The 23,248-nt window shown below is 71.5% G+C and carries 18 protein-coding genes; 7 read left to right on the forward strand and 11 right to left on the reverse strand.

Features of this window, described 5'->3' with window-relative positions; genetic code table 11:
• Positions 1 to 25: 25 nt before the first annotated feature.
• Positions 26 to 463 (reverse strand): phage tail protein, encoded by a 438-nt coding sequence (locus tag ASG95_RS03295; RefSeq protein WP_057376545.1) that lies wholly within the window; start codon positions 461 to 463, stop codon positions 26 to 28.
• Positions 464 to 572: 109 nt separating this feature from the next.
• On the reverse strand, positions 573 to 1,463 hold the full coding sequence (locus tag ASG95_RS03300; protein WP_162259350.1) for an endonuclease domain-containing protein: 891 nt from the start codon (positions 1,461 to 1,463) through the stop codon (positions 573 to 575).
• A gap of 342 nt (positions 1,464 to 1,805) precedes the next feature.
• On the opposite strand from ASG95_RS03300, the gene groL reads away from it, so the two are divergent.
• The 4 genes from groL to ASG95_RS03320 all read left to right on the forward strand — a co-directional run bounded on the left by groL (position 1,806) and on the right by ASG95_RS03320 (position 8,770).
• Entirely contained in the window at positions 1,806 to 3,431 is a 1,626-nt protein-coding gene (groL, locus tag ASG95_RS03305) for a chaperonin GroEL (protein ID WP_056922193.1), read from the forward strand.
• Positions 3,432 to 3,569: 138 nt separating this feature from the next.
• Entirely contained in the window at positions 3,570 to 5,267 is a 1,698-nt protein-coding gene (locus ASG95_RS03310) for an alkaline phosphatase D family protein (RefSeq protein ID WP_235543295.1), read from the forward strand.
• 159 nt (positions 5,268 to 5,426) lie between these two features.
• Positions 5,427 to 6,227, forward strand: a complete 801-nt coding sequence (locus tag ASG95_RS03315; RefSeq protein WP_056922195.1) for an ABC transporter ATP-binding protein — start codon at positions 5,427 to 5,429, stop codon at positions 6,225 to 6,227.
• Positions 6,228 to 6,229: 2 nt separating this feature from the next.
• The gene (locus ASG95_RS03320) at positions 6,230 to 8,770 is read left to right on the forward strand and encodes an ABC transporter permease (protein ID WP_057376548.1); all 2,541 of its coding nucleotides are present in this window, start codon (positions 6,230 to 6,232) and stop codon (positions 8,768 to 8,770) included.
• A 108-nt stretch (positions 8,771 to 8,878) separates the two neighbouring features.
• On the opposite strand, the gene ASG95_RS03325 is transcribed toward ASG95_RS03320, so the two are convergent.
• Positions 8,879 to 9,169, reverse strand: coding sequence for a WXG100 family type VII secretion target (locus ASG95_RS03325; RefSeq protein WP_056922197.1), 291 nt, complete (start codon positions 9,167 to 9,169; stop codon positions 8,879 to 8,881).
• Positions 9,170 to 9,291: 122 nt separating this feature from the next.
• Between ASG95_RS03325 and ASG95_RS21700 the strand changes: the two genes are divergently transcribed.
• Together ASG95_RS21700 and ASG95_RS03335 are read left to right on the forward strand one after the other, a co-directional pair.
• Complete coding sequence (locus ASG95_RS21700; RefSeq protein WP_157606228.1) at positions 9,292 to 10,032, forward strand: DUF4031 domain-containing protein; 741 nt, start codon at positions 9,292 to 9,294, stop codon at positions 10,030 to 10,032.
• Positions 10,029 to 10,544 carry an NUDIX hydrolase gene (locus tag ASG95_RS03335; RefSeq protein WP_056922198.1) on the forward strand — a complete coding sequence of 172 codons (516 nt, stop codon included), beginning with the start codon at positions 10,029 to 10,031 and terminating at the stop codon, positions 10,542 to 10,544. The genes ASG95_RS21700 and ASG95_RS03335 overlap by 4 nt, the downstream gene beginning before the upstream one ends.
• Positions 10,545 to 10,548: 4 nt before the next feature.
• Here the strand turns inward: ASG95_RS03335 and ASG95_RS03340 are convergent, their stop codons facing one another.
• The 7 genes from ASG95_RS03340 to ASG95_RS03370 form a co-directional block, all read right to left on the reverse strand.
• Positions 10,549 to 11,199 (reverse strand): hypothetical protein, encoded by a 651-nt coding sequence (locus ASG95_RS03340; protein ID WP_056922199.1) that lies wholly within the window; start codon positions 11,197 to 11,199, stop codon positions 10,549 to 10,551.
• A gap of 29 nt (positions 11,200 to 11,228) precedes the next feature.
• Positions 11,229 to 13,250 (reverse strand): AAA family ATPase, encoded by a 2,022-nt coding sequence (locus ASG95_RS03345; RefSeq protein ID WP_057376549.1) that lies wholly within the window; start codon positions 13,248 to 13,250, stop codon positions 11,229 to 11,231.
• Positions 13,251 to 13,509: 259 nt separating this feature from the next.
• Positions 13,510 to 14,991 (reverse strand): S1C family serine protease, encoded by a 1,482-nt coding sequence (locus tag ASG95_RS03350; RefSeq protein WP_082592295.1) that lies wholly within the window; start codon positions 14,989 to 14,991, stop codon positions 13,510 to 13,512.
• A 51-nt stretch (positions 14,992 to 15,042) separates the two neighbouring features.
• Positions 15,043 to 16,578, reverse strand: coding sequence for a cell wall metabolism sensor histidine kinase WalK (locus ASG95_RS03355; RefSeq protein WP_082592296.1), 1,536 nt, complete (start codon positions 16,576 to 16,578; stop codon positions 15,043 to 15,045).
• Positions 16,579 to 17,286 carry a response regulator transcription factor gene (locus ASG95_RS03360; protein WP_056922204.1) on the reverse strand — a complete coding sequence of 236 codons (708 nt, stop codon included), beginning with the start codon at positions 17,284 to 17,286 and terminating at the stop codon, positions 16,579 to 16,581.
• Positions 17,287 to 17,340: 54 nt separating this feature from the next.
• Positions 17,341 to 18,987 carry a DNA repair helicase XPB gene (locus ASG95_RS03365; RefSeq protein WP_056922205.1) on the reverse strand — a complete coding sequence of 549 codons (1,647 nt, stop codon included), beginning with the start codon at positions 18,985 to 18,987 and terminating at the stop codon, positions 17,341 to 17,343.
• A 3-nt stretch (positions 18,988 to 18,990) separates the two neighbouring features.
• The gene (locus tag ASG95_RS03370; RefSeq protein WP_057376551.1) at positions 18,991 to 19,779 is read right to left on the reverse strand and encodes a hypothetical protein; all 789 of its coding nucleotides are present in this window, start codon (positions 19,777 to 19,779) and stop codon (positions 18,991 to 18,993) included.
• 100 nt (positions 19,780 to 19,879) lie between these two features.
• Between ASG95_RS03370 and ASG95_RS03375 the strand changes: the two genes are divergently transcribed.
• Entirely contained in the window at positions 19,880 to 20,812 is a 933-nt protein-coding gene (locus ASG95_RS03375; RefSeq protein WP_157582398.1) for a hydroxymethylglutaryl-CoA lyase, read from the forward strand.
• A gap of 36 nt (positions 20,813 to 20,848) precedes the next feature.
• Here ASG95_RS03375 and ASG95_RS03380 read toward each other — a convergent pair whose 3' ends face one another.
• On the reverse strand, positions 20,849 to 23,185 hold the full coding sequence (locus tag ASG95_RS03380) for a helicase-associated domain-containing protein (RefSeq protein WP_235543297.1): 2,337 nt from the start codon (positions 23,183 to 23,185) through the stop codon (positions 20,849 to 20,851).
• Between the last annotated feature and the right edge of the window lie 63 nt (positions 23,186 to 23,248).

Genomic DNA, 23,248 nt, shown 5'->3' on the forward strand with positions numbered 1-23,248 from the left:
CACGGACCTCGACGTCCCTCGGGGCTCAGACCTCGACGTCCATCGAGTCGAAGGCGAGCTCCACCGTCTCGACGACCAGGTCGCTGGCGGCGGCGTCGAGGGGGCTCAGCCGGTAGACGGCCGGGAAGGCGTTGCGGAACTTCCAGCTCAGGACGAGCTGGCCGGTCCCGTCCAGCAACCTGACGACGACGTTGCGGTCGACGCTGGGATCGCCGTTGCGGGCGGCCTCCCACCAGTTCCAGAGGTCGAGGTTGGTGGTCAGCCCCCGGCTGAGGACGAGGTGGGAGTAGCTGGCGAGCCCGGGCTGCTTGCGCGGCTCGTTCGCCTTGTCGTCGCCGGAGCGGTAGGCCACCTCGTCGAGCAGGGCCACCGGGAGGTCGACGTGGGAGAACGACGCGTCGTCCGTCCCGGCGAAGTCGACGAGGAAGTTCGAGCCCTCGAGCGGGTCGGGGTGCGATGCCATGTCTCAGGGTGACACCAGCCGGCCGCGACGGCGACCCCCAACGGCGAGATCCCAGCTCTCGCGCTTCCGAGGGGTCCATTGGCCCGAGAGCTGGGATCTCGGCGCTTGGTCAGCCCACCAGGTCGTGCAGCGTGCGCATCACCTCGCCGCGCCGCTGCGGATCGGAGAGGTCGGCTGCCGTGATCCGGATGACCTTCCAGCCCATCCTCTCGAGGAGGCGCACACGCTGGATGTCGTACTGCCACTGGCGTCGGTCGGTCCGGTGTTGGTCTCCCTCGTACTCGACGATCACGCGTGCCTCTCGCCAGAGGAAGTCCACTCGTGCCAGGAAGTGGCCGTCCTCGGCATGCACCGTCGCGTTGAGCTCGGGCTCAGGTAGGCCGGCCTCGCCGAATGCCAGCCGCGCCCGGGTCTCCATCGGCGACCCGCTGCCGCTTCGGATCAGCCCGGCTGCCGCGCGCACCTTGCGGCGCCCCCTCCCGCCGGCGCGCTCCCCGGCGCGGGCGAAACGGGGCAGCAGGTCAGGATCGCGGGTTGCGAACGCATCTCCGGCGATGACGAGGTGCTCGACGGAGAAGCCCGGGACCGCAGCCAGGTCGACCCACGTGGGGACAGGGCAGGTGACCCGCAGCCCTCGAAGGACCTCGACCTCCCGGCGCTCGAGACCTCGGTGGCCGCGGATACCGGCTCGTCGAAGCGGCGTGCCACCGGTGAGCACGTCCACCGGCTCGGTCCGGTGCCACGGGGTCGGCAGGGGCAGCCGCCAGAGCCTGGCGGCCGTCAGGTGGGAGAAGGCCGCGCCCTCAGGCAGGATCGCCGACAGGTCGCGGGTCTGCTCATCGACAGTGCTGGCCGGTCGGGTGCTGCGCAGACCCCACGACGGTCGCTCGAGGTCGTGTGCATCCAGGCGGGATCGGGTGACCTTCGCAGCCCTCGCCTCGGCGCAGGTGAACGCGCGGTCGAGCAGGGTCGAGGGGAGCGGGGTCAACGGACGAGCCACCCCGTGAGCGTGGCAAAACCGCATCCCCACGCTCGGAGTTCTCCACAGTGGACCGAGTCTGCCCACACGAGATCCCAGCTTTCGGGCTTCCAGCAGGGGTCGAGGCCCGAGAGCTGGGATCTCGGGGCAGCCCGCCGCGGCCGTTCGCCGGGCGCGGACACGTTTGCACTCTCCCGGGGAGAGTGCCAATAATGGCGTTAGCACTCTCACCCTGAGAGTGACAATCCAGGCCAGTCCAGGTGAGGTCCGGGGAACGCGGCGACGTGAGCCGTGCGAGCCGGTCCGTCCGTCGCGGGCACCCGCTGGCCACCGCTTACGTTTCGCGTGGGAGGAACCACCCGAATGGCCAAGATCATCGCTTTCGATGAAGAGGCTCGCCGCGGTCTCGAGCGGGGAATGAACATCCTCGCCGACGCCGTGCGCGTCACCCTCGGTCCGAAGGGCCGCAACGTCGTCCTCGAGAAGAAGTGGGGAGCCCCCACGATCACCAACGATGGTGTGTCCATCGCCAAGGAGATCGAGCTCGACGACCCTTACGAGAAGATCGGCGCAGAGCTGGTCAAGGAAGTTGCCAAGAAGACGGATGACGTCGCCGGCGACGGCACGACCACTGCCACCGTCCTCGCCCAGGCCCTCGTCAAGGAGGGTCTGCGCAACGTCGCCGCAGGCGCCAACCCGATGGCCCTCAAGCGTGGCATCGAGAAGGCCGTCGAGGCCGTCTCCGCCCAGCTGCTCGAGATGGCCAAGGACGTCGAGACCAAGGAGCAGATTGCTTCGACGGCCTCGATCTCCGCTGCTGACCCCCAGATCGGCGAGATGATCGCCGAGGCCATGGACAAGGTCGGCAAGGAAGGCGTCATCACCGTCGAGGAGTCCAACACCTTCGGCCTCGAGCTCGAGCTCACCGAGGGCATGCGCTTCGACAAGGGCTACATCAGCCACTACTTCGTCACCGACACCGAGCGCATGGAAGCCGTCCTCGAGGACCCCTACGTCCTCGTGGTCAACTCCAAGATCTCCGGCATCAAGGACCTGCTGCCCCTCCTCGAGAAGGTCATGCAGTCCGGCAAGCCGCTGCTGATCATCTCGGAGGACGTGGACGGCGAGGCCCTGTCGACCCTCGTGGTCAACAAGATCCGGGGCACCTTCAAGTCGGTCGCCGTCAAGGCTCCCGGCTTCGGTGACCGTCGCAAGGCCATGCTGGCCGACATCGCCATCCTCACCGGTGGCCAGGTCATCTCCGAGGAGGTCGGCCTCAAGCTCGACACCGCGGAGCTCGACCTGCTCGGCCGCGCCCGCAAGGTCGTCGTCACCAAGGACGAGACGACCATCGTCGAGGGTGCTGGCGACGCCGACCAGATCCAGGGTCGGGTCAACCAGATCCGCGCCGAGATCGACAAGTCGGACAGCGACTACGACCGCGAGAAGCTGCAGGAGCGCCTGGCCAAGCTGGCCGGCGGTGTTGCGGTCATCAAGGCCGGTGCCGCGACCGAGGTCGAGCTCAAGGAGCGCAAGCACCGCATCGAGGATGCCGTGCGCAACGCCAAGGCTGCCGTCGAGGAGGGGATCGTCGCCGGTGGTGGCGTGGCTCTGCTCCAGGCGACCAAGGCCGCGTTCGAGAAGCTCGAGCTCGAGGGTGACGAGGCCACCGGTGCGAACATCGTTCGCGTCGCAGCCTCCGCTCCGCTCAAGCAGATCGCGATCAACGCCGGTCTCGAGGGTGGCGTCGTGACGGAGAAGGTCAGCACGCTCGCAGCAGGGTGGGGCCTCAACGCCGCCACCGGCGAGTACGTCGACCTCATCGCCGCCGGCATCATCGACCCGGCCAAGGTGACGCGTTCCGCGCTCCAGAACGCCGCGTCGATCGCCGCGCTGTTCCTCACCACCGAGGCCGTCATCGCCGACAAGCCCGAGAAGGCTGCGCCGATGGCCCCCGGTGGCGACGAGATGGGTGGCATGGGCTTCTAGTCCGAGCCAGCCACACGGCATACGCCACCCCGCTGAAGGGCGGTCCACCGAGAGGTGGGCCGCCCTTTCGCACGCCCCGCCGGAGCAGGACTTCCGTTACGTCGCCAAGCGAGGGGTATGCCGTGTAGAACGGTCCTCGTGTCGACTCACCCTCCCGCCGGTCCCCTCGTCCTGGGGCCGCTGCTCCGCTACATCGGCGAGAGGTCGGCGACGATCTGGGTCCAGACCCGGGACGCCTCGGTGGTGCGGGTCCGCGCGTTCGACCACGAGTGGGCCGCGCCGACCTTCGGGGCCCATGACCGGCACTACGCCCTGGTCGTGCTCGACGGCCTGGAGCCGGGTTCGGCCAGCGACTACGAGGTCGAGATCGACGACGAGCGGGTCTGGCCCGAGGCCGAGCCGGAGCGCACCGACCTGCCGCCCAGCCGGATCCGGACCCTGGTGCGCAGCGAGCCCACCCGCCTCGCCTTCGGCTCTTGTCGCACCAGCGTGCCGCACGACGCCGACGGGAACGCGAGCAACGGCGTCGACGCGCTCCGCGCCTACGCCCACCACCTGAGCCGGCCCGAGCGGCAGGAGGCCGACTGGCCGCAGCTGCTGTGCTTCCTCGGCGACCAGGTGTACGCCGACGAGACCAGCGAGCCGATGCGCGAGTACATCGCCTCGCGGCGGAGCCTCGACGAGCCACCGGGCGAGGAGCTCAAGGACTTCGTGGAGTACTCCCACCTCTACTGGCTGGCGTGGACCGACCCGCTCAACCGCTGGCTGCTCTCGACGTTGCCGAGCGCGATGATCTTCGACGACCACGACATTCGCGACGACTGGAACACCTCGCAGAGCTGGCACCGCGAGATGAACCAGACCTCCTGGTGGCACGAGCGGATCGTCGGGGGGCTCTCCTCCTACTGGGTGTACCAGCACGTCGGCAACCTCTCGCCGGAGGAGCTGGCCGACGACGAGGTGTGGCGGCAGATCGTGGCCCACGCGGAGTCCGGCATGAGCGACGAGCTCGACCTGACCCAGGTGCTCGACGAGCTCGCCGAGCGGGTGGACACCAAGCCGGAGACCTACCGCTGGAGCTACGCCCGCGACCTGGGGGAGTCCAAGCTCGTGGTGGTGGACTCGCGCGCGGCGCGGGTGCTGCAGCCCGAACGACGCTCGATCCTCGACGACGACGAGCTCGCCTGGCTCGACGGCCAGCTGCGGGGCGACGTGGACCACCTGTTCATCGGCACCTCGCTGCCGTTCTTCATCGCGCAGGGCATCCACGACCTCGAGGCGATCAACGAGGCGATGGCGACCGGGGCCTGGGGGCCACGGGTGGCCAAGTGGGGCGAGAAGATGCGACGCGCCCTCGACCTCGAGCACTGGGCCGCCTTCCAGGAAGGGTTCGCCGCGGTGCTCGACATGGTGGTGCAGGTCGCCCACGGCGAGCGCGGGAAGGCGCCGGGGACGATCACCTTCCTGTCGGGCGACGTGCACAACTCCTACGTGACCGAGATCAGCCCCGACCAGCTCGGCGGCGGCAGCAGCCGGATCCTGCAGGCGGTGTGCTCACCCATCCGCAACCCCCTGCCGCGTCAGGTCCGCATCGCGCAGGCCGTCCTCGGCAAGGGTCTGGCCCGTCCGCTCCAGTTCGTCGTGGGCCGCACCGAGAAGGTGCCCAGCGCGCCATACCAGTGGTCGGTGACCCAGGGACCGTGGTTCGACAACAACCTCGCCACCCTCGAGGTGCGCGGACGCGGCCTGGTGATGCGCTGGGAGGCTGGCGAGGTCAGGGGCGACCGCTACGACGCCCCCGAGCTGCGCCAGGTGGCCCGGGTCTCGATCAGCTGAGCGCGGGCACATTCACCGGCCGTCCACCGTTTGGTGGACAGCCGGTAGGCGGACTGGGGGTTCACTCAGGGTGGGCTCAGGGTCGAACCTGAATGCGTCGCAGTGACCGCGTCCCTACCTTTGAGGAGAACGGAATCCACCATGAGCCGGGAGCCTGAGATGACTGCGACACCCCTGACCGCCGACGCCCCCGTGGCGTCCACCACGCGCGCTGCCGCCGCCCGGGTCGTGAACCTGCACAAGGTCTACGGCAAGGGGGAGGCCGAGGTCCGCGCCCTCGACGGGGTCAGCGTCGACCTGGCCCGCGGGGAGTTCACCGCGATCATGGGGCCGTCCGGGTCCGGCAAGTCGACGATGATGCACTGCGCGGCCGGCCTCGACGCCGTGACCAGCGGTGAGGTCTACATCGGCGACGTCGACATCACCCGGCTCAAGGACAAGGCCCTGACCACCCTGCGCCGCGACCGGATCGGGTTCGTCTTCCAGTCCTTCAACCTCATCCCGACCCTCAACGCGGAGGAGAACATCCTCCTGCCCCTGGCGATCGCAGGGCGCAAGGCCGACCCGGCCTGGTTCGACACCGTGATCCAGACCGTCGGGCTGCGCGACCGGCTCAGCCACCGACCGAACGAGCTCTCGGGTGGTCAGCAGCAGCGGGTCGCCTGCGCGCGTGCCCTGGTGAGCAAGCCCGAGATCGTCTTCGCCGACGAGCCCACGGGCAACCTCGACTCGACGTCCGGCGCCGAGGTGCTCGGCTTCCTGCGGCGCAGCGTCGACGAGTTCGGGCAGACCATCGTCATGGTCACCCACGACCCGGTCGCCGCCGCCCACACCGACCGGGTGGTCTTCCTCGCGGACGGCCGCGTCGTCGACGAGATGCGTGAGCCGACCGCGGACAAGATCCTCGAGCGGATGAAGCGCCTCGACGTGCGGATCCAGCCCGACCCGGCAGGCGCCTGACCATGTTGCGGGCCAGCTGGAAGAGCCTGCTCGGCCGCAAGCTGCGGCTGTTCATGAGCGCCTTCGCCATCATCCTCGGGGTCTCGTTCGTCTCGGGGTCGTTCATCTTCACCGACACCCTGAGCCGGGCCTTCGACGGCATCGTCAACACCGTGGGCGAGGTCGTCGTCCGGCCCGACACCGCGAGCAGTGACTTCGACTCCGGACCCACGTCCAAGACCGTGCCGGGAAGCCTCGTGCAGACCCTGTCGGGGCTGCCCGACGTGGCCCGCGCCGACGGCAACGTCACCGACGCCACCACGTTCGTCGTGTCCAAGAAGGGCAAGCTGATCGGCGGTGGTGGCCCACCCGGGCTCGGCCTCTCGTGGAACGACGCCCCGACCACCGGTGGTGAGCCACCGGCGACGATCGCCGAAGGGCACTGGCCGAACACGTCGGGTGAGGTGGTGCTCGACACCGGCACCGCCCGCCGGGCCGACTACGTCGTGGGCGACACCGTCACCCTGGTGACCAGCGGTGCGAAGCCGAAGGTCACCGCCACCCTCGTCGGGCTGGCCGAGTTCAAGGGCGGGACGGTCGGGGCGACGCTCGCCTTCTTCGACACCAAGACCGCCCAGGACCTCTATTACGGCGGCAAGGACGAGTTCTCGGACGTCTGGGTGACGGCCAAGGACGGCACCAGTCCTGAGGACCTCGCAGCCAGCATCCAGTCCGCACTGCCCAAGGGTTTCGAGGCCGTGACGGGCGCGTCCGTGGCCAAGGAGCAGGCGACCGGCATCAACCAGGCGCTCTCCTTCATCAACATCTTCCTGCTCGTCTTCGCCGGGATCGCCCTGTTCGTCGGGTCGTTCCTCATCATCAACACCTTCTCGATCCTCGTGGCGCAGCGCAGCCGTGAGCTCGCGATGCTGCGAGCCCTCGGCGCGGGGCGGCGACAGGTGACCAGGTCGGTGCTGTTCGAGGCCTTCGTCGTCGGGCTGGTCGGGTCGACCGTCGGCCTGGGCGCGGGGTTCCTCCTCGCGCTCGGCATCCAGGCGCTCTTCGCGCGCTTCGGCCTCGACCTCAGCGGATCGCCGCTCGTCTTCCAGCCGAGCACCGCCCTCATCGCGTATGCCGTGGGCATGGTCGTGACGATGCTGGCCGCCTACCTGCCCGCTCGCCGCGCAGGCAAGATGCCTCCGGTGGCAGCCATGCGCGACGACATCGCGCTGCCGGAGGCGACCCTGCACCGGCGCATCTGGATCGGCTCGGTGCTGTTCGTCATCGGGCTCTGGAACACCTTCCTCGGCGCCTTCACGCCGATCGACCACTCGTCCTACTGGGTGGGCTCCGGGGTGTTCGCCCTGGTGATGGCCGCGATCCTCACGAGTCCCGTCGTGGGCCGGCCGGTCATCCACCTGCTGGGCCTGGCCTACCGCCGGCTGTTCGGCGCGGTGGGGTTGATGGCTGAGCAGAACGCGACCCGCAACCCTCGTCGCACCGCGGCGACGGCGTCCGCCCTGATGATCGGGCTGACCCTCGTGGCGATGATGTCGGTCTTCGGCGCCTCCGCGAAGGCCAGCGTCGACAAGTCGATCAACGAGAACTTCGCCGCCGACTACGTGGTCTCCAACGCGATCGGCCAGCCGTTCTCGACGACGGTCACCCGTGACGTCGCCGCCGTCCCGGGCGTCGCGGTGGTCAGCCCGATGCGCTATCTCGGGGTCTCGGTCAACGACGACAGGGGCTTCGCAGCCGCTGTGGACCCGGTCGCCCTCGGCAAAGCCGTGCCGATCGACTTCACCAGTGGCTCGCTGGCCGCGTTGAAGCCGGGCACCCTCCTGCTCTCGGACGACCGCGCCACCACGCTGGGTGTGTCGGTCGGCAGCAAGGTCGACACCGACATCTCGGGCACCAAGGGGACGGCCACGGTCGTCGGCGTCTTCAAGAGCACCGCGGCCCTGCCCAACTCGATCATCGTCACGCTGACCGACGCCGACGCTGCGGGGGTGCCCCAGCAGGACAGCGCCGCCTTCGTGGTGCGGTCCCCGGGGGCCGACCCCAAAGCGGTCGAGGCAGGCATCGAGAAGGTCATCGCAGACCTGCCGTCGGTCACGCTCAAGAACCAGGACGAGTTCGCCGCGGAGCAGCGGGCTCCGATCGACCAGCTGCTCTACATCATCTACGCGCTGCTCGGCCTGGCTGTGGTGATCGCCGTCCTCGGCATCATCAACACCCTCGCGCTGTCGGTGATCGAGCGGACCCGGGAGATCGGGCTGCTCCGGGCGGTGGGACTGAGCCGGCGACAGCTGCGGACCATGCTGCGGCTGGAGTCGGTCGCGATCGCCCTGCTCGGCGCGGTGCTCGGGGTCGCCCTCGGCCTCGCCGCCGGGTGGGCGCTGCAGCGCAGCCTCGCCGACGACGGGATCGACGTGTTGTCGATCCCTGGCGGCCAGCTGGCGATCTTCGTGGTGCTGGCCGGGATCGTGGGTGTGCTCGCGGCCCTGTGGCCCGGGCGACGGGCCGCCCGGCTCGACGTCCTCAAGGCCATCACGACCGAGTAGCCGGCCACCCGGCATACCTCCGACGGCTCCCGACCCCGGGTCTTTGATGGGTTGACCACACCCTGGTGTGGACGATCCATCAAAGACTCCGGGATCGGGGGCGTCCGGTCAGCTGAACATGCGCAGGGTCTGGGCCTCGGTCTCGGCGTAGTGCGCGCCGGCCGCTGCCAACACGGAGCCGATCGAGTCGAGCGACGTGCGCACCTGCTTCTGGGTGCCCTGCCACTCGGAGACGAGCGACTGGAACCGCGCCGAGGCCGAGCCGGTCCAGGCTCCCTGCAGCCCGGTCAGGCGGGCCATCATCGCCGTGACCTGGCCGTCGATCTCGGTCGAGATGCGGGCGATGTCGCCCGAGGCGGCCTGGATGCGCTCGGTGTCCACCGTGAACTGTGCCGACATGGTTGTCCTCCTGACGAGTGCGGCGCCCCCGTGGCCTCCGCCTGTGGCGAGGCTAGGGGCGGCGCGCGGCCGGCCCGCCCGGTTGTCCACAGGCTCCCTCCGGGACGGGTAGCGTCAGGCGGGTGACCATCTGGATCGACCCGCCGGCGTGGCCCGCCCATGGCCGGCTGTGGTCACACCTCGTCAGTGACACGTCCTACGACGAGCTGCACGTCTTCGCTGCGGCACAAGGGATTCCGGCCCGTGGCTTCGAAGGCGACCACTACGACGTGCCCGAGGAGTGGTACGCCGCGCTGGTCGCTGCGGGCGCCACGCCGGTGGACGGCCGTGAGGTCGTGCGGATCCTCCAGCGCAGCGGCCTGCGCATCCAGAAGCGTCGGCACGAGCGGGTCGTCCGGGCTGTCCCCGACGCACCGTGGCTGCCGCCGGGTTCCCGGGCCGACGTGATCGCATCGCGCCAGGACGATGCGCCGGCCAACACGGTGGTGGTGCGCCTTGTGCTGCTGCGCGGACCCGACCTCCTCGTCGTGGAGCGCCCCGACGGTGGTGCCGACCTCCCCTCGCGACGGGTCGGTGACGGCTCCGTGCCCGAGGCCGTGGGCGAGCTGGTCCGCGAGCTGCTGGGCAGCCCGGCCGCGCTGGCGCCGCACCTGGTGGGCTACGTCCGCAACACGGTGCCGACGCCCGACGACGGCTACCCGTGGCCGACGCCGAAGGCCTGCTTCGCCGTCTTCGCGGACCGCATCCTCGAGTCCGACGACGCTTCAGTCGGCACCTGGCGCGGCTGGTCGGACGCGACCGCCGAGCTGTCGGGTCGGCACTGGTGGCCCCTCGTCGACCACCTCGACCGGGTGGCCCGGTGAGCCGCCTGGTCGCCTCCGTCCCGGGGGCGACCTTCGCCGATGGCTCCGCGGCCGACGTCGAGCTGTGGCTGTCGGACGAACCGGTCGACGAGGAGAGCGTGTTCGTGGCCACCATGGTGGTGACGGATGCGACCGGCCGGTATGCCGTGGCCTACAGCCCGCGGCGCCGCGAGTGGAGCATCCCGGGCGGCTGGCGCGAGCCCGGGGAGTCGGTGCTCGAGTGCGCCCTGCGCGAGGTCTGGGAGGAGACCGGTCTGCGGCTGGAGCCGGGTGCCGTGCGGGTGTTCGGTCACGAGGTCTACACGCCCCGGTCGCGGCACGGTCTCTGGCCCGAGGGCGGAGGGTCGATGCAGGTCTTCCGCGCCATGCTCCCGGTGGCGGGACCGGAGCTCGTGGCGTCCGAGCCCGACGCGGTCGACCCGAGGTGGGTGAGCGCCGAGGAGTTCGAGGCCCTGGCCGGCAGCCGGTTCTGGTGGCCCCTGGTCGCCGCGGCGATGGCCGAAGGGGACTGAGGGCTCAGCCGGTGAGCAGCCCGAGCTCGGCGGCAAGGTTGACGCGGGCCGCGTCCTCCCACGACTCCCGGGCGAACTCGGTGGCGTAGATCGTCTCGCGGTCGAGGAACGGACGCAGGATCGAGGCCCGCGCCGCGCGGAACACGTCGTCGGGCACGGCGGCATACTCCTCGCGCACCTGAGCGGTGTACTCGTCGTACCGCCCGGGCGGTGCGCTGAGGATCCACAGGTCGGAGTCGTGGAAGGCGCCGGCCAGGGGCGTGCCAGTGAGCTCGTGGTCGTGGGTCGACAGCACCAGGTCGCGCACCGTCTCCACGTCCTCGCCCGGGAAGCCCAGCGCCGAGAGGTCGCGCACGGCGAGGTCGGCGCTCATGATCTCGTTCTCCCCACCCGAGCTCGTGGTGTCGTAGACGGCGTCGTGGAACCACGCCGCGATGCGGGCTAGGGCGGTCTGCCGCGCGGACACCACCCCCGCTTCCTCGAGGTCTTCGAGAGCCCAGAACATCTCCACCACGTGTCGGGCCGTGTGGTAGCGGCGGTGCTCCTCGCCCAGCCGACGCAGGAGGTCCTCCCCGACGGCCCGGACGGCGTCGGAGTGCGCTCCGGGGGCGAGCTCGGCGACGTCGAGCGTCCACCACGTGATCAGTGCCGGCACGAGCGCGATTCTGGCAGAGATCGCGGCCGTCAGGCGGGACCCAGCTGGGCGGGTAGCGATTCGGCGTGCACGACGGTGAGGGCCGAGACCGCTCGCGTGAGCACGACATAGAGGCGTCGGAGGCCGGTGCGCTCGTCGGGCTCGGCCGCGGCGATGGCGGCCGGCTCGACCACGACGACCCGGTCGAACTCCAGTCCCTTGGCCACCGTCGCCGGGACCACGTCGACCTGGTGGTCGATGTCGCCGTGGTCCTGGCCGAGCACGCCGTGGTCGATCCCGTTGCGCTGCAACGAGGCTGACAGGGCCTCGACCATGGCATCGGGTGCGATGACCCCGATCGAGCCCGGCTCCGCGAGCTCCGCAGCGACTACCCGGGCGACCTGGTCGTGCAGGGTGGCGGCGTCGGTCGCCACGAGGTCGAGCCGGCCGGGGTTGTCGCGCACCGAGACCGGGGTGCCGAGCCCGGGCGCCATGTGGGGGAGCAGCTGGGCGGCGTACTCGATGACACTGGCGGGCACGCGGAAGCCCCGGTCGAGCACCTCGACGTGGCTGCCGGGCTTGCCCAGGTGGTGCAGGGACGACTCCCACGAGTCGGTCGCCCACGGCGTGGTGCCCTGGGCGATGTCGCCGAGGACTGTTGCCGCGCCGGTGGAACAGCGCCGACCCACGGCGCGCAGCTGCATGGGGGAGAGGTCCTGCGCCTCGTCGAGCACGACGTGACCGAGGGAGGGGGTGCGGGCGATGTGGTCGCCGAGCTCGTCCAGCAGCACGGTGTCGGCCCGCGACCACTTGGCGGATCCCTGGGTGCGAGGTGGGTTGTCCCACACCAGGATCCGCCGCTCGTCGTCGCTCAGCAGGTCCGACGAGTGGCGCTCCAGCTCGGCGGGGTCCGACAGGAGGGAGAAGAGCACAGCCTTGGCGTCGAGCGCCGGCCAGAGCGTGGTGACGTACTTCTTCACCACCGCGGAGCGCGCGACCTGGTCCTGCACGCGGTCGTCGGGGGAGTCGCCGGATCCCTCCATCTTCAACAGGACCGCGTGGGCGAGCCGCTGCGGGAGCATCTGCCGGGCCGCGTCGTAGCGCACGCCGCGGGACCGCAGCTCGTCGAGGATCTCGTTGACCTCGTATGCCGGCACCCGCCACTTGCGCACGCCGCGCGGCACCACGAGCGGCTCGGTCGCAGGCTGCACGGCCGACCACACGGCATACCGGAGCACCTCGGCGAGCCGTGCGTCGCCCTTGAGGACCGCGGTCTCGGTGGGGTCGGTCCCCCGGACCGGAACGGAGGCGACCAGCTCCTCGATGGTGGTGTGGCCGACGGCGACCTCGCCGAGGGCCGGCAGCACCGCGCCGATGTGCTCGAGGAAGGCGCGGTTGGGTCCGATGACGAGGACGCCGGAGCGGGCCAGCCGGTCACGGAACGCATAGAGCAGCCAGGCCGCTCGGTGCAGGCCGACGGCGGTCTTGCCCGTGCCCGGGGCGCCCTGGACGCAGATGGTCTGCTCGGCGCCGGCCCGGACGATCTCGTCCTGCTCGGGCTGGATGGTGGCCACGATGTCGCGCATCGGCCCCACGCGCGGGCGCTCGATCTCCTCGGCGAGGATCTGGCTGCGGACGTCGTGCTCGGCGCGGTCCTGGAGGTGCTCGTCCTCGTAGGCGGTGATCGCGCCACGGTCGAGCCCGAACCGTCGCCGCAGGACCACGCCCATCGGCTCGGTGCGCGAGGCCCGGTAGAAGGCGGTCGACATGCCCGCCCGCCAGTCGATGACGAGCGGGTCGCCGGCGGTGTCGGCGACGTGGCGTCGACCGATGTACCAGCGCTCGTCCGTGTCGGTGTCGATCCGCCCGAAGAAGAGGGTGGTCGAGGGGTCGTCCTGGAGGGAGGCGGCCCGCAGGTGGAGGGTGCGGGCGAGGTGCTCCGCGGAGATCGGGTCGTGGGCCTGGACCTTGAGCGAGAGGGTCTGCTCCCGCATCGCGGCCAGCGCCTCCCGGGCGGCGCCCAGGTAGTCCTGCTCTCGCTTCAGTTCCGGAGTGGGGGCGGTAGCAGACACAAGGGTCCACCTTGCCACCGCGCGGGCACCACGTCGAATGGTTATCGGACTTCGACTGGTCCGATGGGTCAGGGTCGTCGGAGCACCCAAGGACCCACGACACAGCGGAGCCGGGCCGGGCCCTCGGAAAGGAGACGAGGGCCCGGCCCGGCATTCGGTCCGCTGTCCGCACGATCAGCGGCCGGGTCACCGGTCGGGGCGAGGTCGGCCCGACTGGCGACTGGTGGTCGGCGCCCGGAGGCGCCGACCGGCTTGGGGGTCAGCTGGTCGCAGCGGCCTTGGCGACCAGGGTGGCGGTCAGGTCGACCTGCTTGCCGTCCCGCAGGACACGCAGGGTGACCTTGTCGCCGACGGCACGTTCGCGGATGTTGGCCACCAGCGACAGGGCCGAGTCGACCCGCTCGCCGTCGACCGCGACCACGACGTCGCCCTTCTGCAGACCCGCGTTCGCGGCCGGGGTGTTGGCCGAGATCTGGGTGATCTCCGCGCCGGCCCGCTGGCTGGTGCCGTCGGACGCCGTGCCGTCACCGAGGCTGACCCCGAGGAAGGCGTGCTCGGCCTTGCCCGACGAGATCAGCTGCGAGGCGATGCTCTTGGCCTCGTTGGCCGGGATCGCGAACCCGATGCCGATGCTGCCGCTCTGGCCGCCGCTGGACGAGCCGAGACTCGCGATCGACGAGTTGATGCCGACCAGCTGACCGGAGGCGTTGACGAGCGCCCCACCGGAGTTGCCGGGGTTGATCGCGGCCGACGTCTGGATCGCGTTGGTCACCACGTCGTTGCCGTCGCTGCCGGTCGAAGGCTGTTGCGGCAGACCAGGGAGCCCCTGGCCGAACGGGTTCTGGTCCTGCGGCTGGCTGTCGTCCTCGGCGGCGGTGGTCACCGGGCGGTTGAGCGCGCTGACGATGCCGGTCGTGACGGTGCCGGCCAGTCCCAGGGGGTTGCCGATCGCCATCACCGGGTCGCCCACCTTCAGGTCGTCGGAGTTGCCGATCGCGATCGCCTTGAGGTCGCTCGGGGCGTTCGACAAGGTGATGACGGCGAGGTCGGTGCTCGGGTCGGTGCCGGCGACGGTGGCCTTGTAGGTGCGACCGTCGTTGAGGGTCACCGTGATGGCTGTGCCGGAGCCGACGCCGCTCACCACGTGGTTGTTGGTGAGCACGTGGCCCTTGGCATCGATGATCACGCCGGAGCCCTGCGCCTCGCTCTGGCCGGACTTCACGGTGATCGACACGACGCTGGGCGCCACTGCGGCTGCGGTGGCCGTCCAGTTCGGGTTCGTGGCGTCGGCCTGGACCACCGGTCCGGTGTCCGCGCCGCGGCCCAGGGATGACGTGCTCGCAGGGGAGGAGGCCTGCGAACTGTCATCCAGCTGGACCGCGGCGTAGGTGCCGCCGCTCGCGAGGAGGGCGGCGAGCGCCGCGACGGCGGTGAGTTCCGTCAGTCGGCGCCGTTTGCCCGGCTGGGCAGGCTCTGCCCCGTCCCGAGTGGGAAAGGAAGGGGGCGGCCCAGCCGGAGGAGTGGTGGGCGGCGGGTATGCCGTGGGGGCACCTGCCGCGGGCAGCCCGAAGGCTGCGTGGTCTCGCGTGGTCTCTTGGGTCTGGCCGAACCAGACCGGGGTCGTGGGCTCACCCTGCTGCGACCACGGGTCGGGGGCCGCAGCGGGAGGCGTCACAGGAGGCTGAGGCTGACCGCTGGCACCGGTGGCTTCCGGTCGGGTGTCCGGGTGGATCTGGGTCATGGTGGTGCGCTCCTTGGTGTGGCTTGGTGACGTCAGTCAACCGAACCAACGTCAAGGGGTGCTGGGCGCTACCTGAGAGTTGTCTGTGGGCAGCTCGACGATGAAGGTCGCGCCTCCGCCGGCCGTCTGGGAGACCCCGATCCGGCCCCGGTGGGCGTTGACGACCGCCGCCGCGATGGCCAGCCCGAGCCCGTTCCCACCACCGGCGCCACGGACCCGGGACGGGTCGGCGCGGTAGAACCGCTCGAACACCTTGCGGGCCTTGTCCGGGTCCACCCCTGGGCCGTGGTCGCGCACCTCGATGACGACGTGCTGATCGGATTCCCTTGTGCCGACAGCGATTTCGAGAGGTGAGCCGGCAGGCGTGTGGTTGAGGGCGTTGGACAGGAGGTTGGAGAGCAGCTGTCGAAGCCTGGCGTCGTCACCGGGGGCCACGGTGGGCCCGAGCGGGCCGGTCAGGCCCGACACGGTGATCTGCCGGGTGGGGTCGATGGCGCGGGCGTCCTGCGCCGCGTCGGCGGCGAGCACAGTCAGGTCGACGGGTGCGAAGCGCATCGGCCGCTGGTCATCGAGTCGCGCCAACATGAGCAGGTCCTCGACCAGGCCCCCCATCCGGGTCGCCTCACCCTCGATGCGGGTCATCGCGCTCGCCACGTCCGTCGGCTCGCGCACGGCCCCTTGGCGGTAGAGCTCGGCGTATCCACGCACGGCGGCCAGGGGGGTGCGCAGCTCGTGGGAGGCGTCGGCGACGAACTGGCGCATCCGCTCCTCCGAGGCCTCGCGGGCGGCGAACGACTGCTCGATCTGGGCGAGCATCACGTTGAGCGACCGCGCCAGGGAGGTGACCTCGTCCTTGGCCGTGCGGGTCGGGATGCGGCGGCCGAGGTCGCCGTCGGCGATGGCCGCGGCGGTGTCCTCGATCTCGCGCAGCGGGCGGAAGGCGCGCTGCACGGCATACCACCCGCCGATCGCGCAGGCGGCGAGGACGGCGAGGCCGATGAGCAGCTCGACGAGGACCAGGCGACGCACGGTGTGGCTGACGCTCGACAGCGGCACGGCCACGATGAACGTCGCGGAGTCGTCTCGCAACCGACCCGCCACGGCCCGCCACTGTCCTGATCCGTCCTTCGTGCCGATGGTGAAGGCCTCAGGGGAGTCGACGCGGGCGTCGGTGAGCGGCAGCTTGTCGGGGACCCCGGGGCGGGCGCTGGCGCCGGTCGGGTCGATCTCGACGGCGGGGGTGCCATCCGTGGGGTAGAAGACCACGGCATACCCGCTCGGCAGGCGGTTGCGGGTGGGCGCGCGCAACGTGTTGAGCGCCTGTTGAGCCACCGTCGGGTAGGCGCGCTGCAGGTCGCCGTCGACGCGGCCCATCAGGTCACGGCGCATCAGCGCAGCGGTGGCCGCGGCCGTGAGGGTGAGGGCCACCAGCAGGAGGACGAGCATCACGGCGACGAGGCGGACCCGCAACGGGAGCAGCTCCAGCTGTTCCTTGGCCCGGCCCGCGGCCACCCGGGCGCGGCCACTGGGCGCCGGCGCGGGGGCGGGAGGCGTCTCCGCGGGTGCGGGGCTCGGGGGAGCCGACATCTACGCCTCCGGTGGCTTGCGCAGCACGTAGCCGACGCCGCGCTTGGTGTGGATCAGCGGCGGCACCCCGTCGAGGTCGATCTTGCGCCGCAGGTAGGAGATGTAGGACTCGACGATGCCACTCTCGCCGCGGAAGTCGTAGTCCCACACGTGGTCGAGGATCTGGCTCTTCGACAGCACGCGGTTCGGGTTGAGCATGAGGTAGCGCAGGAGCTTGAACTCGGTGGGGGACACGTCGATGGAGCGGCCGCCGCGGCTCACCTCGTGGGAGTCCTCGTCGAGCTCGAGGTCCTCGAACCGCAGCGAGCTGGCGTCGTCGACCTCGCCCCTGGTGCGGCGCAGGACGGCGCGGATCCGCGCGACGACCTCCTCGAGGCTGAACGGCTTGGTGACGTAGTCGTCACCGCCGACCGTCAGGCCCTTGATCTTGTCGTCCACCGAGTCACGCGCGGTCACGAACACGATCGGCAGCTGGCGCCCGGTGTCGCGCAGCTTGCGGGTCACGGTGAAGCCGTCCATGTCGGGCAGCATCACGTCGAGGACGACGAGGTCCGGCTCGTGGGCGGTGGCCAGGTGGAGGGCGGTCGCGCCGTCGGCGGCGACGTGCACCTCGAATCCCGCGAACCGCAGGGAGGTGGCGAGGAGCTCACGGATGTTGGGCTCGTCCTCGACGACGAGGAGCCGGGCCTCGGGTTGGGCAGTGGTCACGGCACCCAGTCTCGGGCCTGAGTCTGGGAGTTGTCTGTATGCCGCCTGAGAGAGTCAGGCGGTGGCGTCCACGTCGTCGGCGTCGACGATCCGGTAGGCGTAGCCCTGCTCGGCCAGGAACCGCTGGCGGTGCGCGGCGAACTCGGCGTCGACGGTGTCGCGCGACACGACCGTGTAGAAGTGCGCGGTGCGACCGTCACCCTTGGGCCGCAGCACCCGGCCGAGCCGTTGCGCCTCCTCCTGTCGCGAGCCGAAGGTGCCGGACACCTGGATCGCCACGCTCGCCTCCGGGAGGTCGATCGAGAAGTTGGCGACCTTCGACACGACGAGCAGGCTGATCTCGCCGACCCGGAAGGCCTGGAAGAGCTTCTGTCGCTGGGACACCGGCGTCTCGCCGGTGATGACGTCGGCGTCCAGCCGCTCCGACAGCTCGGCGAGCTGGTCGAGGTACTGGCCGATGACGAGCGTCGGCTCGCCCCGGTGCTGCGCCACGATCCGTTCGACCACGGGGATCTTGACCGGGCTGCACGAGGACAGCCGGTAGCGGTCCTCCGGCTCGGCCACGGCATACGCGAGGCGCTCGCTGTCGGGGAGCGTCACGCGCACCTCGACGCAGTCGGCCGGCGCGATGTAGCCCTGCGCCTCGATGTCCTTCCACGGGGCGTCGTAGCGCTTCGGGCCGATCAGCGAGAACACGTCGGCCTCGCGGCCGTCCTCGCGCACGAGCGTGGCGGTGAGACCGAGCCGCCGACGGGCCTGCAGGTCGGCGGTCATCCGGAAGATCGGCGCGGGGAGCAGGTGCACCTCGTCGTAGATGATCAGGCCCCAGTCGCGGGCGTCGAGCAGGTCGAGGTGGGTGTAGACGCCCTTCCGACGGGTGGTGAGCACCTGGTAGGTCGCGATCGTGACCGGCCGGATCTCCTTGCGGGCACCGGAGTACTCGCCGATCTCGTCGTCGGTGAGGCTGGTCCGCTTGAGCAGCTCGTCGCGCCACTGCCGGGCCGACACGGTGTTGGTGACGAGGATCAGCGTCGTCGCCTTGGCCACCGCCATCGCGCCCGCGCCGACCAGGGTCTTGCCGGCGCCACAGGGCAGCACGACGACCCCGGAGCCGCCGTGCCAGAAGCCGTCGACGGCCTGCTGCTGGTAGGGACGCAGCGACCAGTCGGCGTTGTCGAGCCCGATGGGGTGGGCCTCGCCGTCGACGTAGCCCGCCTCGTCCTCGGCCGGCCAGCCGACCTTGAGCAGCTCCTGCTTGAGGTGACCTCGCTCCGAGGGGTGCACCGCCACGCGGTCGTCGTCGATCCGATCACCGATGAGCGGCTTGATCTTCTTGTGCCGCAACACTTCCTCGAGCACCGGCCGATCGGTCGTGCGCAGGACCAGGCCGTGGTCGGGGTCCTTCTCGAGGGTCAGCCGACCGTAGCGATCCATCGTGTCGGCGACGTCGACGAGCAGGGCGTGCGGCACGGCATACCGGCTGTAGGTGATCAGGGCGTTGACCACCTGCTCGGCGTCGTGGCCCGCGGCCCGGGCGTTCCAGAGGCCCAGCGGGGTGACCCGGTAGGTGTGGATGTGCTCCGGCGCGCGCTCGAGCTCGGCGAACGGTGCGATCGCCCGGCGCGCCTCCTCGGCGTTCGGGTGGTCGACCTCCAGCAGCAACGTCTTGTCGCTCTGGACGATCAGCGGGCCATCAGGCACCGGCTAGTACCCCGAGTTGAAGTTGGAGGTGGAGCTCGTCGTGGCGGCCAGGGCGATGACGGCGATGACGATCACGATGACGAGCACCAGGCCGGCCACCAGGGCGATCCAGCCCCATCGGGTGTACTTCGCCGACTCGGCGGGCTGGTCCTTCTTGGTCGCTGCCACGATCGCGAAGACCAGGGCGACGATGCCGAAACCGCAGCCGAAGGTGGTCAGGCCGGAGACGACGAGCAGCGCGATCGTGTTGCCGCTCATCGACTGTGGTGCGGCATACGTCGGCTGTCCGTAGCCGGGGGCGCCGTAGACCGGGCCGCCGTAGCCGGGCCCGGTGCCGTAGCCCTGCGCACCCTGATCGGCAGCGCCGTAGCCCTGGGCGCCGTACCCCTGCTGGACCTGGCCCTGGGTGGGGTACTGCGGCTGCCCGTAGGGGTTCTGCGGTGCTGCGCCGGGGGCGCTCCCGTAAGGGTTCTGCGCGGGCGGAGGGGGCGGGGGCGCACCAGCGCCGGTGGACGGCGCGCCATACGGGTTCTGCGGTGAGCTGGCCGGCGGACCGTAGGACGGCTGGCCGCCGGCAGCACCGGGGTGGGCCGAGGGCGGCGTGGGCGGGGGGCTCGCGGGGGCGGGCGGCACCGGAGGGACGGCTTGCGTCTGGTCGGTGTCGATGGCCGCGGTCTGGTCGAAGGAGTCGCCGGAGTCCGAGCTGCCCTCGTCGCTCGGCGCCGTGGGGTCGCTGGGCGCCGTGGGGTCGCGGTACTCCGGGGTCTCGTCGCTGCGAGGTGTGTCGCTCATCGTGCGTCCCTTCGGCGTCGTGCGGTTCGGGTGCAAATCTAACCCCCCGCAGCACGGGTGAAGACCGGGAGCCCGGGAATGGCAGGATCAGGGGGTGAGCATCGGACTTCCCCAGCGCGAGCCGAACCCGGAGCTGCCGGATCGGGTGACCATCTACGAGGTCGGTCCGCGCGACGGCCTCCAGAACGAGAAGTCCGTCGTGCCGGCCGCGGTGAAGGCAGAGTTCATCCGTCGCCTGGCCGCCGCGGGCCTCGAGACGATCGAGACCACCTCCTTCGTCCCGCCGACCTGGGTGCCGCAGCTCGCCGACGCCCGTGAGCTGCTCGAGGAGCTCGGTGAGCTCGGCCGGGGACCCCGCCGTCCGGTGCTGGTGCCCAACGAGCGCGGCCTCGACGACGCGCTCGCGGCCGGGGTGGGAGCGGTCGCCATCTTCGGCAGCGCGACCGAGACCTTCGCCCGCAAGAACCTCAACCGCACCGTGGACGAGTCGGTCGAGATGTTCGCCCCGGTCGTGGCGCGCGCCAAGGACGCCGGACTGTGGGTGCGGGCCTATGTCTCCATGTGCTTCGGCGACCCGTGGGAGGGGCCGGTGCCGGTCGACCAGGTCGTCTCGGTCTCGCAGCGACTGATGGACCTCGGCGCCGACCAGCTCTCGCTCGGCGACACCATCGGCACCGGCACCACCGGGCACGTGAGCCGGCTGCTCGACGCCCTCGACGCGCGGGGGATCGGCGCCGACCGCATCGGCGTGCACTTCCACGACACCTACGGCCAGGCGCTCGCGAACACCATGACCGCGCTGCGCCACGGCGTCACCGTCGTCGACGCCTCCACCGGGGGGCTCGGGGGCTGCCCGTACGCCAAGAGCGCCACCGGCAACCTCGCCACCGAGGACCTCGTCTGGGCGCTCGACGGCGCCGGCGTGGAGACCGGCGTCGACCTGGCCCAGCTGGTGGAGACGAGCGTGTGGATGGCCGGCCACCTGGGCCGCCCCTCACCCTCCGGGGTCGTGCGGGCCCTCACCGGCGGCTGACCCGTCGTGCCACCGAGTGCTTGACTCGGCGGTGGGTCAGCCCTGGACTGCGCCGGTGACGCGGTGGATCGAGAGCGTGCGGGTGGCCCCGTCGGCTGTGCCGTGCACTCGGCCGCCCTCCACCCTGTCGGGGTAGAAGAGGATCCGCTGGGTGCGACCGTCCGCGTCGGAGTAGCCGATCCAGACCGCCTGGCGGTCCGCGGCCGCGTCCCGCAGCACGGCGAGGGTCGTGGTCGGGTCGGTGCTCGGGAGGCTGGGTCCGGGTCGGCTCGCGACCTGCTCGCGCTGGTATGCCGCGGCCTCCTCGCCGGCGCGCAGCGCACCGACCATCGTCGTGACCAGCTCGTCGTCGACCTTCTGGGCCGTCACGGGGGTGGGGCGCCGCTGGAGCGGCGTCCGGTGGGCCCCGGTCGTGGGCACGATGATCCCGCCGTCGGGCGTCTCCGCGGCGGGCGCGAAACCGTTCTCCCGCAAGAACTCCAGCACCGTCTCGGCCGCGACGGGTGAGACCAGGATCGTCGGCGCGATGCTGCGCAGCTGGAGGGGCGACAGCTCGCGGTCGGCGACCATCGCGCCGAGGGTGGCCTCGTCGTCACACCGGATGTAGGCCCGCATGGCCCCGACACGGGCCTGCCCGTGGCGGCGCGCGACGTCGCGAATGAGGTAGTCGAGCGGCTGGGGGATCGGGGTGTGGCTGGCGTCGCCGAGCGCGCCCAGGACCTGGTCGACCGACCACCCGGCGTCAAGACCCCGGCGCACGGAGTCCTGGCTGAACCGGTAGACGGTGGCCCCGCCGCGCGACTCCACGTCGGCGACCAGCCGCATGAAGGTGGCGAGCCCGCCGGCCAGGGGACCGGGCGCGATGGCGGTCAGGTCGGCCTGGAGCAGCACGTGCTCGACGGGTTCGGGGAGGTGGGGCTGCATGGCCGCGGCGAGGTCGGCGTCGGACCGGCCGTCGAGCAAGGCCCGACCGGCGCTCGAGATCGCGCCGCGACCGGTCACCCCCAACCACTCCGCCTCGCCCAGGACGGCGGCGACGACGACGTCGAGGCTCGAGGGCACCCGGCGCGGCCGGTGCCAGCCGAGGGCGCTCGCGACGCTCGCGCGGTCGGGGGACAGGCCCGGCGCGGCGGCGGCCAGCTGGTCGATGACGTCCTTGCGCAGGCCCCGGGCGGGCGGCCAGTGCGCGTCGGGGCCGAGGGCGTTGACCGTGCCCGAGGCGCCTGCGGGAGTCGTGCCGACGAGGTGGGGGGCGCGGGTGGTGAGCAGCCAGGCCTGCGCGAGCACCGCCCACCGCTGGTGGCCCGGGTGTTGCTGCCACTCGTCGTAGGCGGGCGTCGGCGCCCACGACGGGTCGAGCGAGCCGTCGTCGGCAAGGAGGCCCGCGGCATACGTGAGCTCGGCGACGAACGCCGCGCGCGCCTCGTCGACGTCGAGCACCGAGGCCAGCCGCTTGAGGTCGCGGACGGCGAGCCCCCCGGACCGCAGCACGCGCGGTGGCCGCAGGCCCCACTCGGCGGCCAGCTCGTCGACCAGCGCGAGGAGGTCGGTGACCTGCTGTCCGGCCGCCGCGTCGACCTCGGACTCCTCGCGCAGGGCTCCCTCGAGGAGGGGCGGGTGCAGGGCCGGCGCGGCGTGGCTGTGCCCCTGTCGCAGGGCGAGCGCGACCTCGCGCGGCAGCACGAGCTGGTCGGCGCCCGGCGCGAAGACGAGGTGCTGCTCGAGCAGCCAGCGAGCCCCGGTGGCCACGCGGTCGGGGGTCCCCGGGGGCAGCACGGCCAGCGGGGGTCCCCAGGTCAAGCGGTCGAGGATGGCGCGGGCGGCCGGCGGCGCCTCCTCGAGCAGCGCGGCCACGGACTCCGGGGCCGGCACCTCGACGAAGCTGTCGGCGGCACGGGGACCGAGTCCGGCGGGGTGGGGCAGGACCTCGGAGACGGTGCGGGCGACGCGCAGGCCCTCGGGGCTGCGCCACAGCAGCGCGAGGGTCCACAGGTCGTCGAGCACCGGCTCGACCTCGGCGGCCTCGACCGCGAGCAGCACACCGACCGCCGCGGGGTCGACCGGTGAGGAGGTGGCCAGGGCCGCCTCGAGGACCTGCAGGTGGGCCAGGTCGAGCGAGTCGACCGCCCGCTGGACGCTGGCCCGGGTGCCGGCCCTGGCCGCCAGGGACGACAGGTCGGCCGGCGCGGGTCGGGCCAGGTCCTGGCGCCGGCGCAGGAGCTCGGCGAGCTGTTCGTCGGTCCGCTCGCGCACGTCGTCGGCCATCGACCGGGCCGTCGAGGTCGTCGCGACCGACCGGGCGGACCGCGCGGCGGAGGGCCCCGAGCCGGTCGCGGAACCGGTCGTTCGACGGGGGGAGGATATGGCGGCCACCGCACCACGGTAGTCGCCTCGGCAGGGCGGTCAGACTCTCAGCCATTTCCCATGCCACGCACA

It is taken from the genome of Phycicoccus sp. Soil803, assembly GCF_001429685.1.
In the GTDB taxonomy this organism is placed as follows: Bacteria; Actinomycetota; Actinomycetes; order Actinomycetales; family Dermatophilaceae; genus Pedococcus.